This window comes from Delftia deserti (assembly GCF_042653485.1).
Classification (GTDB): Bacteria; Pseudomonadota; Gammaproteobacteria; order Burkholderiales; family Burkholderiaceae_C; genus Comamonas; species Comamonas acidovorans.
Genome location: NZ_JBHSIH010000001.1, coordinates 4,771,114 through 4,785,754, shown reverse-complemented (window position 1 = coordinate 4,785,754; position 14,641 = coordinate 4,771,114). Strand labels below are relative to the sequence as shown.

14 protein-coding genes are annotated in these 14,641 nt (G+C 67.6%); 2 read left to right on the top strand and 12 right to left on the bottom strand.

Annotation, left to right across the window (positions count from 1 at the left end):
* Positions 1 to 17 precede the first annotated feature (17 nt).
* The 10 genes from ACFPFG_RS22830 to ACFPFG_RS22785 all read right to left on the bottom strand — a co-directional run bounded on the left by ACFPFG_RS22830 (position 18) and on the right by ACFPFG_RS22785 (position 9,614).
* Complete coding sequence (locus tag ACFPFG_RS22830) at positions 18 to 1,190, bottom strand: ABC transporter substrate-binding protein (RefSeq protein ID WP_183019670.1); 1,173 nt, start codon at positions 1,188 to 1,190, stop codon at positions 18 to 20.
* A gap of 36 nt (positions 1,191 to 1,226) precedes the next feature.
* Positions 1,227 to 3,083 (bottom strand): AMP-dependent synthetase/ligase, encoded by a 1,857-nt coding sequence (locus ACFPFG_RS22825; protein WP_380108368.1) that lies wholly within the window; start codon positions 3,081 to 3,083, stop codon positions 1,227 to 1,229.
* 16 nt (positions 3,084 to 3,099) lie between these two features.
* Positions 3,100 to 3,921, bottom strand: coding sequence for an ABC transporter ATP-binding protein (locus ACFPFG_RS22820; protein WP_232245710.1), 822 nt, complete (start codon positions 3,919 to 3,921; stop codon positions 3,100 to 3,102).
* Complete coding sequence (locus ACFPFG_RS22815; protein ID WP_183019672.1) at positions 3,918 to 4,724, bottom strand: ABC transporter ATP-binding protein; 807 nt, start codon at positions 4,722 to 4,724, stop codon at positions 3,918 to 3,920. The genes ACFPFG_RS22820 and ACFPFG_RS22815 overlap by 4 nt, the downstream gene beginning before the upstream one ends.
* 12 nt (positions 4,725 to 4,736) lie before the next feature.
* Complete coding sequence (locus ACFPFG_RS22810; protein ID WP_183019673.1) at positions 4,737 to 5,813, bottom strand: branched-chain amino acid ABC transporter permease; 1,077 nt, start codon at positions 5,811 to 5,813, stop codon at positions 4,737 to 4,739.
* A 16-nt stretch (positions 5,814 to 5,829) separates the two neighbouring features.
* Positions 5,830 to 6,705, bottom strand: coding sequence for a branched-chain amino acid ABC transporter permease (locus tag ACFPFG_RS22805; RefSeq protein WP_197954935.1), 876 nt, complete (start codon positions 6,703 to 6,705; stop codon positions 5,830 to 5,832).
* A 247-nt stretch (positions 6,706 to 6,952) separates the two neighbouring features.
* The gene (locus ACFPFG_RS22800; protein ID WP_183019675.1) at positions 6,953 to 7,144 is read right to left on the bottom strand and encodes a hypothetical protein; all 192 of its coding nucleotides are present in this window, start codon (positions 7,142 to 7,144) and stop codon (positions 6,953 to 6,955) included.
* Positions 7,145 to 7,147: 3 nt separating this feature from the next.
* Positions 7,148 to 7,963: an ABC transporter permease gene (locus ACFPFG_RS22795; RefSeq protein ID WP_183019676.1), complete on the bottom strand. Its 816-nt coding sequence runs from the start codon at positions 7,961 to 7,963 to the stop codon at positions 7,148 to 7,150.
* A 5-nt stretch (positions 7,964 to 7,968) separates the two neighbouring features.
* Positions 7,969 to 8,820, bottom strand: a complete 852-nt coding sequence (locus tag ACFPFG_RS22790; protein ID WP_380108365.1) for an ABC transporter permease — start codon at positions 8,818 to 8,820, stop codon at positions 7,969 to 7,971.
* A 5-nt stretch (positions 8,821 to 8,825) separates the two neighbouring features.
* Positions 8,826 to 9,614 (bottom strand): ABC transporter ATP-binding protein, encoded by a 789-nt coding sequence (locus ACFPFG_RS22785; RefSeq protein ID WP_417323509.1) that lies wholly within the window; start codon positions 9,612 to 9,614, stop codon positions 8,826 to 8,828.
* A gap of 212 nt (positions 9,615 to 9,826) precedes the next feature.
* Between ACFPFG_RS22785 and ACFPFG_RS22780 the strand changes: the two genes are divergently transcribed.
* On the top strand, positions 9,827 to 11,611 hold the full coding sequence (locus ACFPFG_RS22780; RefSeq protein WP_380108361.1) for a monovalent cation:proton antiporter-2 (CPA2) family protein: 1,785 nt from the start codon (positions 9,827 to 9,829) through the stop codon (positions 11,609 to 11,611).
* Positions 11,612 to 11,644: 33 nt separating this feature from the next.
* On the opposite strand, the gene ACFPFG_RS22775 is transcribed toward ACFPFG_RS22780, so the two are convergent.
* Positions 11,645 to 12,034: a VOC family protein gene (locus tag ACFPFG_RS22775; RefSeq protein WP_183019680.1), complete on the bottom strand. Its 390-nt coding sequence runs from the start codon at positions 12,032 to 12,034 to the stop codon at positions 11,645 to 11,647.
* Positions 12,035 to 12,416: 382 nt separating this feature from the next.
* Here ACFPFG_RS22775 and ACFPFG_RS22770 point away from each other — a divergent pair, with 382 nt between their 5' ends.
* Complete coding sequence (locus ACFPFG_RS22770; protein ID WP_380108359.1) at positions 12,417 to 14,072, top strand: outer membrane protein assembly factor BamB family protein; 1,656 nt, start codon at positions 12,417 to 12,419, stop codon at positions 14,070 to 14,072.
* A 162-nt stretch (positions 14,073 to 14,234) separates the two neighbouring features.
* On the opposite strand, the gene ACFPFG_RS22765 is transcribed toward ACFPFG_RS22770, so the two are convergent.
* The gene (locus tag ACFPFG_RS22765; protein ID WP_197954929.1) at positions 14,235 to 14,588 is read right to left on the bottom strand and encodes an energy transducer TonB; all 354 of its coding nucleotides are present in this window, start codon (positions 14,586 to 14,588) and stop codon (positions 14,235 to 14,237) included.
* Between the last annotated feature and the right edge of the window lie 53 nt (positions 14,589 to 14,641).

The following is a 14,641-nucleotide window of genomic DNA, read 5'->3' as shown; positions in this document are numbered from 1 at the left end:
GTGTGGATGCTCCTGCGTCATTTGGCGTAGCCGGAGACCACCTTCCAGCGCCCGTCCACGACCTGCGACAGCCGCGACTCGTCGCTGCCCAGGCGCTTTTGTGCGCTGAACGAGATCATGGGAAAGCCGAACATGTCGGGCTCGAAGCGCATGGAGTCCATGGCCTGGATGAAGCTGTCGGTGCTCAGGCCCTTGCCGGCCTTGTTCGCGGCCTGGGCGAAGTGGTCCACGATGACGTAGCCATAGACCGAGAAGACATTGGGATCGTCGCCAAACCGCGTCTTGTACTTGTTGGCCCACAGACGCAGCGGCCCCGAGGCATCGTCCAGGTAGGGGTGCTGGGCCGTCATGGTGGTGAGCAGGCCCTCGACGGCCTTGCCGCCCAGCCGTGTAACCACCTCGGTGTACGAGGCCGAGGTCGACAGGAAGGTGGGCTCGAAGCCGCTTTTGCGCGACTCGGCCATCACGCCCACCGTCTCGCGGATGGTCGTACCCAGGATGACGAAGTCGCAGGAGGCCGCCTTGAGCCGCGCCACCTGCGAGGAAAAGTCGGTGGCACCGCGCTTGTAGGTGGTCTTCTCGGCCAGTTCCCTGCCCCCCGCCTTGAGGCCGGCCTCGGCGCCGCGCAGCACCTCCAGGCCGAAGTCATCGTCCTGGTAGACCACGCAGGCCTTCTTCGCGCCCTTGTCGGCCACCAGCTTCGGTGCGGCCAGGCGAACCTGGTCGTAGTAGGTGGCAGCAAAGGAGTACTTGAGCCGGTGCAGCGGCTCGTACATCTCGCGCGCCGCCGTCAGCGGGTAGAAGTTGATGATGTTCTTCTCGAACTGCACCGGCATGGCCGCCATGTTCTGGGCCGTGCCCAGGTGGCCGGCCACGAGGAAGACCTTGTCGCGGTTGACCAGCTTTTGCGCGGCCAGCACGGCCTTCTTGGGGTCGTAGCCGTCGTCCTCCACGATCAGGCGCAGCTTGCGCCCGTGGATGCCGCCCTGCTCGTTGACCTCGTCCAGCCGCATCAGCATGCCGTTGCGCGCGGGCTTGCCCATGGCCGCCACGGGGCCGGACAGGTCGAGGATGGAGCCCAGCAGGATCTCCGTGGGCGTGACGCCCTGCTGCTGGGCGTGGGCCGAGCCCGAAGCCAGGGGCCCCAGGGCTCCCAGCGACACCAGGGCCGCTGCGTGGATGCTTTTCATGTCCGTCTCCTTCGCTTGTGGTGGATGGCTGCCGGTTCAGGCGTACATCGCCTCGATCTGCGCCGCGTACTTGGCCTGCACCAGGCGGCGCTTGAGCTTCATGGTGGGCGTCAGCTCCTCGTCCTCGGCCGTGAGCTGGGTCTCCAGCAGATAGAACTTCTTGACCTGCTCCACGCGCGCGAAGCGGGTGTTGACGCGGTCGATCTCCGACTGCACCAGGGCCTGCACCTCGGGCGTGCGCGTGAGGCTGGCGTAGTTGGAGAACGGCACATCGCGCTCCTGCGCATACTTTTCCACGTTCTCCTGGTCGATCATGAGGATCGCGGTCAGGTAGGGGCGTTTGTCGCCTATGACCACGGCGTCGGTGATGTAGGGACTGAACTTGAGTTCGTTCTCCCACTCGCTGGGCGCCACGTTCTTGCCGCCGGCCGTGATCAGGATGTCCTTCATGCGCTCGGTGATGCGCAGGTAGCCCTGGGCGTCCACCGTCCCCACGTCGCCGGTGCGCAGCCAGCCGTCCTCGCTGAAGCTCTCGGCCGTCTTGGCCTCCTGGTTCAGATAGCCCATGAACACATTGGCGCCTCGCACCTGGATCTCGCCAGTGGCCGGGTCCACGCGCACCTGGTTGTAGCCGGCCGCGGGGCCTATGGAGCCTGGCACGATGCGGCCCGGCGGCATGCAGGTGGAGGCGCCGCAGGTCTCGGTCATGCCCCAGACCTCGAGCATGGGCACGCCCAGCGCCAGATACCAGCGCACCAGGTCCGGCGAGATGGGCGCGGCGCCCGTGATCAGGTAACGCGCCCTGTCTATGCCGATGGATTTGCGCACATTGCCCAGCACCGCCCAGCGCGCCAGCGTGAAGGCCACACGAAGGCCTGCTCCCACGGGACGGCCAGCCAGCACGGCATCGGCCACGCGCGTGCCCACGCCCAGGGCCCAGGCATAGCCGGCGCGCTGCAGCGCCGTGGCCTCGCGCAAGGCCAGGGTCACGGCCGAGTAGTATTTTTCCCAGACGCGCGGCACGCCCGCGCAGACCGTGGGCGCGATCTCGCGCATGTTCTCGGGCACGGTCTCGGGGTTCTCCACGAAGTTCAGCCGCGCGCCCGTGTACAGCGAGAAGTACTCGCCGCCCACGCGCTCGGCGATATGGCACAGCGGCAGAAAGCACATGCACTCATCACTCTCGTGGCGCGGCAGGATGGTGTTGTAGCCACGCACGGTATGCACCAGCCCCTGGTGCGAATGCATGGCGCCCTTGGGCTTGCCCGTGGTGCCCGAGGTGTAGACCAGAATGGCCAGGTCCCCGGGCCGCACGGCGGCCGTGCGCCGGGCCACGGCATCGGGCTCGCCAGCCAGGTGGCTGCGGCCCAGGGCGCGCAGTTGCTCCAGGCTGATCACGCCTGCATCCTGAAGGCCACGCAGGCCCTTCATGTCGAAGACCACGATCTTGCGCAGTGCGGGCAGGCGGCCGCGCACCTCCAGCGCCTTGTCCAGCTGCTCGTCGTTCTCCACGAACAGCAAGGCGGTGGCCGAGTCCTCGCACAGATACTCGACCTGACTGGCTGCGTCGGTGGGATAGATGCCATTGGCCACGCCCCCGCAGGACAGCACGGCCAGGTCGGTCAGCACCCATTCGATGACGGTGTTGGACAGGATGGAGACGGTCTCGCCGGGTGCCAGTCCCAGCGCCAGCAGGCCGCCCGCGATCTCGCGCACAGCCTCGCCCACCTCTTGCCAGGTATGGCTGCGCCAGATGCCCAGCTCCTTTTGCCGCAGCCAGACACGGTCGCCGCGCAGGGCCACGGCATTCCAGAACAGGGCGGCAACGGTCTCGCCGTCCAGCACGCTGTGCGGCTGGGGCTCTATGCGGTGCAGGTTCCACAGGCTGGGCATGTTCCTATTCCCCCGGCTAGCGCCAGCTCTTGCGTTTTTTCCAGCGGCGCTCGCCGCGCACGCCGCCATCGCGCAGGCCCAGGTAGAACTCCTTGATGTCGTCCTTCTCGCGCAGGCGCTCGCAGCTGTCCTCCATCACGATGCGGCCGTTTTCCAGCACGAAGCCGTGGTCGGCCGCATTCAGCGCCATGCTGGCGTTCTGCTCCACCAGCAAGATGGTGGTGCCGCGTTCGCGGTTGATGCGCACCACGATCTCGAAGATCTCGCGCGTGAGCCGCGGCGACAGGCCCAGGCTGGGCTCGTCCAGCAGGATCATCTTCGGCGCGGCCATGATGGCGCGGCCGATGGCCAGCATCTGCTGCTGGCCGCCCGACAGCAGACCGGCCTGCTGGCGCAGGCGCTCGCGCAGCACCGGGAAATAGCCCAGCACCGTCTCCATGTCGCGCGCCACGCCATCGCGATCGCCGCGCGTGTAGGCCCCCATGAGCAGGTTGTCGTGTACGTTCAGCAGCGGGAAGACCTCGCGCCCCTCGGGAACATGGACCAGGCCCTGGCGCACGATGGCTGCCGGATCGCATGCCGTGACGTCCCGGCCCAGGAAGTGCACTTGCCCCTTGCGCGGATCGATGATGCCCGAGATGGTCTTCAGAATGGTGGTCTTGCCCGCGCCATTGGAGCCCAGCACGGTGGCGATCTCGCCCTCGTGCACCTGCAGGCTGACGCCGCGTATCGCCTTGACCGGACCATAGGAAGACTCGATGTTCTGCAGGCCCAGCACGCAGGGCATGGCCTCGCGCCGAGACGCGGATTGAGCCAGGGGCATCGGCAGTGCACTCATGCGGCGCTCCTCCTGAGCGAGGCCACGTCGTCGGCCGTGCCCAGATAGGCCTCGGCCACTGCGGGATGGGACTGCACCTCGTGCGGCAGGCCCAGGGTCAGCACCTCGCCCTGGCTCATGGCCAGCACGCGGCTGCTCACGCGCGAGACCAGGGACATGTCGTGCTCCACCATCAGCACCGTCACGCCCAGCTCCTGCTGTATGTCCTGTATCCAGAAGGCCATGTCGTCGGTCTCCTCCACGTTCAGCCCCGAGGACGGCTCGTCCAGCAGCAGCAGGCGCGGGCTCGTGCACAGCGCACGCGCCAGCTCCACCACCTTGCGCACGCCATAGGGCAGGCCCGCCACCATCGCGTCGCGGTGGTGCTGCAGGTCAAGCAGTTCGATCACCTGCTCCACCTCGGCACGCGCGGCCACCTCGGCACGGCGCGTGGCCGGCGTGAACAGCAGGTCGCCCCACAGGCCGCTGCGCCGATGGCGGTGCCGCCCCACCAGCAGGTTCTGCAGCACGGTGGCATGCTCGAACAGCTCGATGTTCTGGAAGGTGCGTGCTATGCCCAGTGCCGCAATGCGGTGGGCTGCCATCCGCGTCAGCGGCTGGCCGTCGAAATGGATGCTGCCCGAGCCGGGCTCGTAGATGCGGCTGATCAGGTTGAACACCGTGGTCTTGCCCGCACCATTGGGGCCGATCAGCGTGAACACCTCGCCGCGCCGCACATCGAAGCTCACGCCGTTGACGGCGCGCACGCCGCCGAAGCGCACGCCCAGATCGCGCACCGACAGCAGGGGAGTGTCATGGTCCATGCCGCATCCCTCCTAGCGCAGGCGGTCCGATTTCTGGAAGGTCTTCTGCCGCCGGAACATGCCCTTGCGGTAGAACGGGAAGACCTGCAGATAGCTGCGGATCTTGAGCCAGCGCCCGTACATGCCTGCGGGCTCCAGCAGCACGAAGGCGATCAGCACCGCGCCGTAGATGAAGGACTTGAGCCCCGGCGCCTGGCCGATGGCCTCGGGCAGCAAATCCTTGACGGCAGCGATCCCCTGGGGCAGCGCGATGATGAACAGCGCGCCCAGAAAGGCCCCGTGGATGGACCCCAGTCCGCCGATGACCACCATCAGCAGCAGGTCTATGGACTGCACGATGTTGAACTGGTCGGGCGACAGAAAGCGGATCTGATGCGCATACAAGGCCCCGCCCACGCCCGCCAGCGCGGCCGAGAACGCGAAGGCCGTGGTCTTGTAGGCCGCCACATGGATGCCCATGCTGCGCGCAGATACTTCCGAATCGCGAATGGCCACGAAGGCGCGGCCTGTGGGGGAGCGCAGCAGGTTCAGGCAGGCCAGCGTGGCCAGCACCGCCACGGCCAGGCATACGAAGTAGAAAGACTCGGCCGTATCCGCCTTCCAGCCGAAGGCCTGCACCACGCCCACGGACTTGCCCGCGTTGCCGCCCGTCACGCTCTCCCAGCGCGCGAACACCTCCTCGACAATGAAGCCGAAGGCCAGCGTGGCAATGCCCAGGTAGATGCCCTTGACGCGCAGCGCGGGCAGCCCCACCACCACGCCCACGGCCGCCGCCAGTGCACCGCTGACGGCCAGGGCCAGCGGCGCCGGCCAGCCCAGCCCGGTGAAAAAGGCCTGCGCATAGGCCCCCACGCCGAAGAAGGCGGCCTGGCCCATGGAAAACAGGCCCGTGTAGCCGGCCAGCACCATCAGCCCCAGGCCCACCACCGCATAGATCAGCACAAAGGTCAGCTGCGCCAGCAGGTATTCGGACAGCAGCGCGGGCGCGGCCAGCAGGGCCAGCACCAGCAGCCCGTACCAGAACGCCTGGCCGCCGTGGCGCACCAGCCGGATGTCCTGTGCGTAATCGGTCTTGAAGATGAAGCGCATTGCGTATGTATTCCCTTCAGACCTTCTTGCGCAGCGCTTCGCCGAACAGGCCGTTGGGCATGACCACCAGCACCAGCAGCACCGCCACGTAGGCGGCAATGTCCTTGAAGCCCTCAGGCAGGTAAAAGCCCGACAGCGACTCCACCACGCCGATGACCAGCCCGCCCACGATGGCCCCCGGCACGCTGCCGAAACCGCCGATCACCGCCGCCGGAAAAGCCTTGAGCCCCACCAGGCCCATATTGGCGTGCACGAAAGTGATCGGCGCCAGCAGCAGCCCTGCAATGGCGGCCACGGCCGCCGCCAGGCCCCAGACCAGGGTATTGAGCCGGCGCACGGGAATGCCCATGTAGTAGGCCGCCAACTGGTTCTGCGAGGCCGCCTGCATGGCGATGCCCAGCGTGCTGAACCGAAAGCCTGCATAGAGCACGGCGCACAGCACGCCGGTGGCCGCGATCACCACCAGGTGCTCGGCATTGAGCACCAGCCCCGCCACTTTCAGCGCCGTATCGCGGTAGGGCACGGCCAGGGCAAGCGTTTCCGTACCGATGGAGGGAAGCATGGTGATGGCGCCCCGGCACACATAGCCGATGCCGATGGTCAGCATCACCACCGAGAACGCCGGCTGACCCAGGATGGGGCGGATCAGCGCCACCTCCAGCAGCAGGCCGCACAGCGCCATGGAGACCACGGCCAGCAGCGCCGCTGCCCAGAACGGCAGGCCCAGCACCGACATGAACAGAAAGCCGGCAAAGGCGCCCAGCATCATCAGCTCGCCCTGGGCGAAGGTCACCGTCTCCGTGGCCTTGTAGATCAGCACGAAGCCCAGCGCGATCAGGCCGTAGATGCAGCCCTGCGCCACTCCGCTGATCAGCAACTGAAGCAACTGCACCCGCGCCTCCGTCCCCTGCACCGATGCGCGGCCATATGGCGCATCCCGGTGCCGCGATTGTGGGCAGTCAGGGCTTGCGGGCGCTTGCGGGAACCTGCTGCTTCATGGGGGAGGTTTCCCGCATCTTGCGACGGTTACCGGGTTGCCCCCGGGGCCTCATGCACGGCATCCGGACGGATGGCGGCCACCTTGAGCAAGGTTTTGGCGGCACCGGAGGGCTCGCGCCGCCCTTGCTCCCAGTCCTGGCTCATTCATCGGCATGGCCAAACTCCTTTGCAATCTGGCGCAGGACATGCGCCGGCATGTTCTCGGTGGCGCCCTTGCCGACCCGCACGCCGCCACTCTTGCCTTTGCCAACTGCTCCCCATCGCAGCTTGCGGCCCCCACCTGAGCCGGGGACGACGCTCCCAGCCTCCGGGTTGCCGGCGACATGGGCCATGACTCAGCTGCCCGTGGATGCGTAGTGCCTGACCCCCAGCCTCCAGGCGCGGGACGACAGCCACAGGAAGGCAAAGCCCGCCAGCGGCGAGACCCAGCCCAGCCAGGCCGGTGCGCCCAGCGGGTCGGGCTTGCCCAGCACGGCCAGCGCCGGGTAGTAGGCCACGCAGGCCAGCGGCACGGCGAAGGTCAGCAGGCGGCGGAACCACTGCGCGTACAGGGCCAGGGGGTACTGGGCGGCCTCGACGCTGCCGTAGCTCAGCACATTGGCCGCTTCCAGGCTTTCCACGGTCCAGAACGACAGCGCGCCCTGCAGCACCAGGATGGCCAGGAACAGCGCCACGCCACCCGCCACGGCGAACAGCGCCACGGCCACGGCCTGGGGCGTCCACACCACGGCGCCCTGGGCCGTGGCAAAGACCAGCACCAGCAGGCCCTGCAGCAGGCGGCCCAGGCGGCTGATGCGCACGTCATGGCCCATGAGCTGCAGCCATACGGGGCGCGGGCGCAGCAGCAGGCGGTCGAAGGCGCCGGTGCGCAGGAACTGCGTGCCCAGCACGTCAAAGCCCCGGCCCAGCGCATCGGCCAGGGCGAACATGCAGTTCACCAGGCCATAGAACACGGCCACTTCGCCGATGCGCCAGCCCTGCACCTCGCCAAACCGGTGGAACAGCGCCCAGACGGCGATGACCTCGATGCCCGTGACCAGGAACTGGCCCAGGGTCAGCATCAGCGCCGAGGCCGGGTAGCGCGCCTGCCCGCCCAGCGAGGCCAGCGCCAGGCGCAGGAACATGGACAGCGATCCTTTTTCCCTGGCCATGGCGCTCACCCGCCCTGCACTTCGAGGCCGCGCATGGTGCGCGCCATGGCCGTGCGGCCCAGGGCCACGATCACGGCGATCCACAGGGCTTGCAGCGCCAGGCAGGCCAGCGCCTGCGCACCGGCCATCTGCCCGAAATAGATGCGCGCAGGAATGTCCATCACGCCCGCCAGCGGTTGCAGCAGCAGCGCGGTCTGCCAGGCGTCGGGCATCAGCGCCAGCGGCAGCAGGTTGCCCGACAGCACGATGACCACGGGCGCTGCCAGCGTGTTGATGCCTTTTTCATTGAGCGCAGCGGCGGCGGCAATGTTCAGCAGCATGACCAGTGCCGTGGACAGCAGCAGCGCCAGCAGCATGGAGGCGGCAAAGCCCAGGCCTGCGGCCCAGCCCGCCGGCGGCTGCCAGCCCCAGGCGCCCAGCCCCATCAGCGGCAGGGCCAGCCCTGCAAATGCCACCATCAGCGCCACGCGCGGCAGCACGCGCGCGGCGATCCAGCCGGCCGAGCGCACGAACCACAGCGCATAGGCATCCACGGGCCGCAGCCGGTCATAGGCGATGGAGCCCGTGCGCACGGCCAGGGCCACGTCGGGGTCGCCGCTCCAGGGCAGCAGCGCGAACAGGCCCTGCGCCACCCAGGTGTAGGTGATGGCGTGCTCCAGCGAAATCGGCGCGCCGGCCGATGCCGAGGCGCTGCCATAGAACGCCGCCAGCACCATGGTCTTGATGGCGCCCCACCAGCACTGCGTGGCAAAGCCCGCGTAGGCGGCCGTGCGGTACTGCAGCATCAGCAGGAAGCGCGAGGCGAAGGCGGCCTTGTAGGGGCGCAGCAGGTGTTGCAGGCGGTGGCGCGGTCCCATGGCGCTCAGACCTCCGAGGCACCATGCATGGCGTAGAAGCGGGCGATCACGGCCTCGATGGCCATGTCCTGACCCTCGCCCTCGCCCTCGACCGTGCCGTCGCGCTGCGCCGCCACGACCCGGGCCCGCAGCGCATCGACCGCGCAGTCGGCCAGCACGCGGCCATGGCCGATGACGATGACGCGCCGCGCCAGCGCCTCGATGTCGTGCATGTCGTGCGTGGTCAGCAGCACCGTGGTGCCGCGCTCGCGGTTGGCGCGCAGCACGAACTCGCGCACGGCCAGCTTGGAGGGTGCGTCCAGGCCGATGGTGGGCTCGTCCAGGAACAGGATCTCGGGCTCGTGCAGCAGGGCGGCGGCAATCTCGGCGCGCATGCGCTGGCCCAGGGACAGCTGGCGCACAGGCTGGTCCAGCAGCCGCTCCAGGCTCAGCATGGCCACCAGCTCGTCGCGGGTGCGCGCAAAGCGCAGCGGATCGACACGGTACAGGTCGCGCAGCAGGTTGAAGCCGTCGCCCACAGGCAGGTCCCACCACAGCTGCGAGCGCTGGCCGAAGACCACGCCGATGCGGCCCACATGGCGCTGGCGGTCGGCGAAGGGGTCGCGCCCGTCCACCTCCACGCGCCCGCCATCGGGCCGCAGGATGCCCGACAGGATCTTGATGGTGGTGGACTTGCCCGCGCCGTTGGGGCCGATGAAGCCCAGCAGCTCGCCACGCTCCAGCGCGAACGACACGCCCTGCAGCGCCTGCACCGTGCGGTGGCGCGGACGCACCAGCGCGCGCAGCGCGCCCATCACGCCGGGGTCGCGCTCATGGATGCGGTAGGTCTTGCGGAGGTCGTTGACGAGGATCTGGGGCATGGCGCTGGGCGCGGAGGTGGACGCAGAGGTGGGCGCAGAGGGGGCGCAGAGGGGGCGCGATTCTACACAGGACCGGGCTTTGCTATCCTGCGCGCAAATTCGCGGATGCAAACCCGCCTTGCCGCACGCACAAAGGAATCGACAACATGGCAGCTGAAGGCAATGCAAGCCAGCTCGTAGGAATCGTCACGCTGCTGGGGGCCGCCGTGGTGGCCGTGCCGCTGTTCAAGCGGCTGGGCCTGGGCGCCGTGCTCGGCTACCTGGCCGCCGGCCTGGCCATAGGCCCCTACGGGCTGGGCCTGGTGACGGACGCGCAGACCATCTTGCACGTGGCCGAGCTGGGCGTGGTGATGTTCCTGTTCGTCATCGGGCTGGAGATGAAGCCTTCGCACCTGTGGGATTTGCGCGGCCAGATCTTCGGGCTGGGCAGCCTGCAGGTGGTGGTGTGCGCGCTGCTGCTCACGGGCGTGGGCATGGCCTTCGGCTTTCCGTGGCAGGTGGCCTTCGTGAGCGGGGCTGGCTTCGTGCTGACCTCCACGGCCATCGTCATGCAGGTGCTGGCCGAACGCGGCGACATCCTGGCGCCGCGCGGCCAGCGCATCGTCTCCATCCTGCTGTTCGAGGACCTGCTCATCGTGCCGCTGCTGGCCGCCGTGGCTTTTCTGGCACCCGCCGATGCGGCGCCCGTGGCGGCGTCGCCGCTGTGGCAGCGCGCAGGCCTGGCCCTGCTGTCGCTGGGCGCGCTGGTGGGCGCGGGCCTGTGGCTGCTGAACCCGCTGTTCCGCATCCTGGCCAGGGCCAAGGCGCGCGAGGTGATGACGGCCGCCGCCCTGCTGGTGGTGCTGGGCGCCGCTCTGCTGATGGAGATGGGCGGCCTGTCCATGGCCATGGGCGCCTTCGTGGCGGGCGTGCTGCTGTCCGAGTCCTCGTTCCGCCACCAGCTCGAAGCCGATGTGGAGCCCTTCCGCGGCCTGCTGCTGGGCCTGTTCTTCCTGGGCGTGGGCATGGCGCTGAACCTGGAGGTGGTGGCGCTGAACTGGCGCATCGTGGGCATGGGCGTGGTGGCGCTGATGCTGGGCAAGGCGCTGTGCATCTACGCCGTGGCCCGCGTGGCGCGCAGCAGCCATGCCGATGCGCTGGACCGCGCCATCCTCATGGCCCAGGGCGGGGAGTTCGCCTTCGTGCTGTTTGCCGAGGCGCTCAAGCTCGGCGTGCTCGACGCCGAGGTGCATGCCAACATGACGGCCATCGTCGTGCTGTCCATGGCCATCACGCCGCTGGTGGTGGTGCTGCACAAGCGCCTGGCCGGCGCCCAGGCCGTGTCGCTGGACGGCGTGGAGGCGCCGCAGGACCTGCGCGGCAACGTGCTGGTCATCGGCTTCGGCCGCGTGGGCCAGATCGCCAGCCAGGGGCCGCTGGCCCGTGGCGCCAAGCTGTCCATCATCGACAACGACCCCGACGTGATCCGCAACGCCGAGCCCTACGGCTTCAAGGTCTATTTCGGCGACGGCGCGCGCGCCGACATCCTGCATGCTGCCGGCGCCAGCCACGCCAGCGCCATCCTGGTCTGCGTGGACAGCAAGGCCGCCGCCACGCGCATCGTGGAGAACGTGCGCCACGAATGCCCGCATGCCCGCCTCATCGTGCGCGCCTATGACCGCGAGCACGCGCTGGAGCTGATCCAGAAGGACGCCGACCATGTCGTGCGCGAGAGCTTCGAGTCCGCCCTGCTCATGGGCCGCCATGCCGTGCTGGCACTGGGCGCCACCGAGGACGAGGCCCAGACGCTGGAGGCCGAAGTGCGCGGCCGCGATACCGAGCGCTTTGCACTGGAGACCGCCGGCGGCAACTTTGCGGGCCGCGCCCTGCTGCTGGGCAATATCGAGCGCATCGATCCGCCCCGGCACGACAAGCCCACCGCCAGGGACTGAGCGCGCAAGGGCTGCAGGGGCCGCAGGCCCCGCTCAATGCCGCTGGTTGATCTGTATGAGATTGCCGCAGGTGTCGTCGAACACGGCAATCGTGACCGGCCCCAGATGCGTCGGCGGCTTGGTGAAGCGCACGCCGGCCGCGCTCAGGCGCTCGTACTCGGCCTGCACGTTGTCCACGCCGAAGAAGGTGGCCGGCACGCCGTCGGCATGCAGGGCGGTCTTGAACGGCCTGGCGGCCGGGTGCATGTCGGGCTCCAGCAGCAGCTCCACGCCATCGGCATCGCCGGGCGATGTCAGGGTGAGCCAGCGCGCGTCGCCGCCCATGGGAATGTCGTGCTTGAGGACGAAGCCGAGCACATCGCGGTAGAAGGCCAGGGCCTTGTCCTGGTCGTCGACGAGCACGCTGGTGATGACGATCTTCATGGAATGCTCCTTGTGTCGCGCGCGAGGCGACCGGCGGGGACCATGGTAGCGGGCCGGCCTTTCATCGTGCTGAGTGCTGCAGCAGCACCAGCCCGTCCCCGCGCAAGCAAAGAGGGCCGCCGGAGCGTGGACGTCAGTCAATCGTTGCTCCCGACAGCTTGACCCGCTTCTGGTCCTCGACCAGCCTGGACTGAAAGCAGGCCGGCGCCGACCGCCAATCAACGACGCGATGCCCAGCGCAGGCCTGGGCGCCTGGGGCAGTCTGGAGGGAGGCCACTCGGCAGTATCGAGGCACAATCGCGGCTTTGCGCCATGACCATGTTTTCATCCCTAAAAGCAGCGACCCAGGGACGACTTGGCGTGGACACCGAAGGCAAATGAAATGAAAAATGCAACAGGTATCTTGATTGCCCTGATTCTGACGGCTTGTGGTGGCGGAGGCGGAGGCGGCACCGAGAATCCACCTCCCGTGGTCAATCCAAACCCCGAGCCCGGCAATGGCGGCAATGGCACGCTGACATTCGACCCTCCCCGGCTGGAGGCTACCGTCATGCAGGCAGAGTCGCTGACGCTGCAAGTCGTCGGCACCGCCTCCTCCAGCATCCAGGAACAATTGAATCTGCGGCTGGAAGTCACGGCTGACTTCTCTCCCGAAGTGGCGTTGGAGCAGTTGGGCGCCCGCCAGTATCGGGCCCGACTCAAGATCTCCGAGAGCGCCGCCAGCGGCACGCGCTCCGGCTTCATCAACGTATCCCTGTGCCGCGATGCCCCCGCCGTCTGCGCCTCACCCTATCCAGGATCGCCCTGGAAACTGCCCTACCAACTCAACATCATCTCGACTGCAGATAATCTGAAGCCGCTGAGCAAGCTCGATGGCGCCTCGACCTGGTCCAATTTCCAGGGCAATGCGGGGCACACAGGCTATGTCGCGACGAGCAAGTGGCTTGATCCCGCGAACTTCAGCCTGCGCTGGATGCGGTCCAAGTCCACGGGAGCTGATGGCTCCAGCAGTGAAATGCTGACCACCGGTTCGCACGTGGTCTTCAACAGCAGCTCAGGCGCTGACCAGGCCATCGTGGCGCTGAACGAGGCCGACGGCAACGTCGCCTGGACACGGCCTCTGCCCTTTTTCGGTAATCCGGTGCTTGTCGCCGGCCATGTCGTGGCCCAGGTGCGGTCGTTCCAATCGTCACTGAAGACTCTGGATGCCGCTACCGGAGCCATCGTGGCAGAGGAAAAGCCGGTGACAACCGGCCGTGAATCCAGCCTCTGGCTTACCGGAGATGCCGATTCCGTCTATGTTGGCGAGCAGCAGCGCCGTGTGGATGCCGCGACCGCCACGGTGCGCTGGATGGAGCCTGAGCTTCCCATCTTCTATCAAGGCGAGCGCGTGGACGCCGTCGATGCCCAGCATGTCTATTCGATGCAGAAAAATGTCTCGGCTCAAGCGGAAGCCAGCTTGGTGATCAAGCGGCGCGAGGACGGCGGTCGGGCCATCGTGCTGGACGATCCCCAGAACATCCCGTACGCCTTCACGGAGAAAGCCCCCAGCACCACGGTGCTGGATGGCGCTGACCGGGTACTCGCCGCGCGCTACGGCTACAGCGAAATCACGATCAGCAGCTTTTCAATCTCACAGAAAAAGCGCCTGTGGACCATGAAGAAGAACTTCCTCAGCGTCCCGATCGTGGCCAACGGAGTGGTTTATCTGGTCTTCGATCCGTTCAGATCAGGCGAGCCAAGGCAATTGCACGCCTATGCGGGCGATAGCGGAGCTCTGCTGTGGTCCATGCCGCTGACGGGCGACAACAATCCCATCAACATCAACGGCCTCACCTACCAAGTCGTTGCCGTCAACAACCTGATTTTCATATCCAATCTGTCAGCCGAAAAGGGCAACTACACCCACGCAGTGGACCCAGCGACCCGCAAGATAGTCTGGCAGTTGCCGGCCAGCGGACGCCTGGCCGTATCCGACAACGGCCTGCTCTACATCGCCAGACCCAACAAGAGCCTGCTGGCCATCAATCTGCAGTGAGGTAAAGGTGAACCTACAGCGCCGAACAGGCGGACGCTGCAGGGAGCAAAGCGGTGGGCCATGCAGTGAATGCCCGGGAAACGACAACCCCTGTTGAGGCTTGCACCCTCTACAACATCGGCCACCGCATGGCTCAGACCCGGCACACACTTGGCAGGCCCGCTATTTCAGCAGGAAGGTGACGGGCACGCGCGTCCACATGCTGTCCGGCACGCCGTCGCGCGTGCCGGGGACAAAGCGCCACGTCCGCACGGCGTCCAGCGCCTCCTGGTCGAGCAGAGGATAGCCGCTGCTGTCTGCCACATCCACGGCCAGTGCCTTTCCGCTGGCGCCCACCAGAACCCGCAGCACCACCTTGCCTTCCTGCTCCAGCCGCCTGGCTTCCTTGGGATAGGCCGGCATCTTGTTCTCGCTGGCCTGCCTGTCAGGCACAGGCTGCACCACGCCTGCCGCAGCCGGTCCGCCGGCCAGCAGGCCCAGGGTCAATGCAAGGATGGCGCAGCGCATGCGGGACATTCGGAAGGCTCCTGGATGGGGGCGGGATGTCAGTCGTGGACTGGTGCGGGCCC

Excerpts from the sequence above, each read along its gene's own strand:
- ACFPFG_RS22830 (WP_183019670.1), bottom strand. The coding sequence starts at position 1,190 with ATGAAAAGCATCCACGCAGCGGCCCTGGTGTCGCTGGGAGCCCTGGGG.
- ACFPFG_RS22825 (WP_380108368.1), bottom strand. The coding sequence starts at position 3,083 with ATGCCCAGCCTGTGGAACCTGCACCGCATAGAGCCCCAGCCGCACAGC.
- ACFPFG_RS22820 (WP_232245710.1), bottom strand. The coding sequence starts at position 3,921 with ATGAGTGCACTGCCGATGCCCCTGGCTCAATCCGCGTCTCGGCGCGAG.
- ACFPFG_RS22815 (WP_183019672.1), bottom strand. The coding sequence starts at position 4,724 with ATGGACCATGACACTCCCCTGCTGTCGGTGCGCGATCTGGGCGTGCGC.
- ACFPFG_RS22810 (WP_183019673.1), bottom strand. The coding sequence starts at position 5,813 with ATGCGCTTCATCTTCAAGACCGATTACGCACAGGACATCCGGCTGGTG.
- ACFPFG_RS22800 (WP_183019675.1), bottom strand. The coding sequence starts at position 7,144 with ATGGCCCATGTCGCCGGCAACCCGGAGGCTGGGAGCGTCGTCCCCGGC.
- ACFPFG_RS22795 (WP_183019676.1), bottom strand. The coding sequence starts at position 7,963 with ATGGCCAGGGAAAAAGGATCGCTGTCCATGTTCCTGCGCCTGGCGCTG.
- ACFPFG_RS22790 (WP_380108365.1), bottom strand. The coding sequence starts at position 8,820 with ATGGGACCGCGCCACCGCCTGCAACACCTGCTGCGCCCCTACAAGGCC.
- ACFPFG_RS22785 (WP_417323509.1), bottom strand. The coding sequence starts at position 9,614 with ATGGGCGCGCTGCGCGCGCTGGTGCGTCCGCGCCACCGCACGGTGCAG.
- ACFPFG_RS22780 (WP_380108361.1), top strand. The coding sequence starts at position 9,827 with ATGGCAGCTGAAGGCAATGCAAGCCAGCTCGTAGGAATCGTCACGCTG.
- ACFPFG_RS22775 (WP_183019680.1), bottom strand. The coding sequence starts at position 12,034 with ATGAAGATCGTCATCACCAGCGTGCTCGTCGACGACCAGGACAAGGCC.
- ACFPFG_RS22770 (WP_380108359.1), top strand. The coding sequence starts at position 12,417 with ATGAAAAATGCAACAGGTATCTTGATTGCCCTGATTCTGACGGCTTGT.
- ACFPFG_RS22765 (WP_197954929.1), bottom strand. The coding sequence starts at position 14,588 with ATGTCCCGCATGCGCTGCGCCATCCTTGCATTGACCCTGGGCCTGCTG.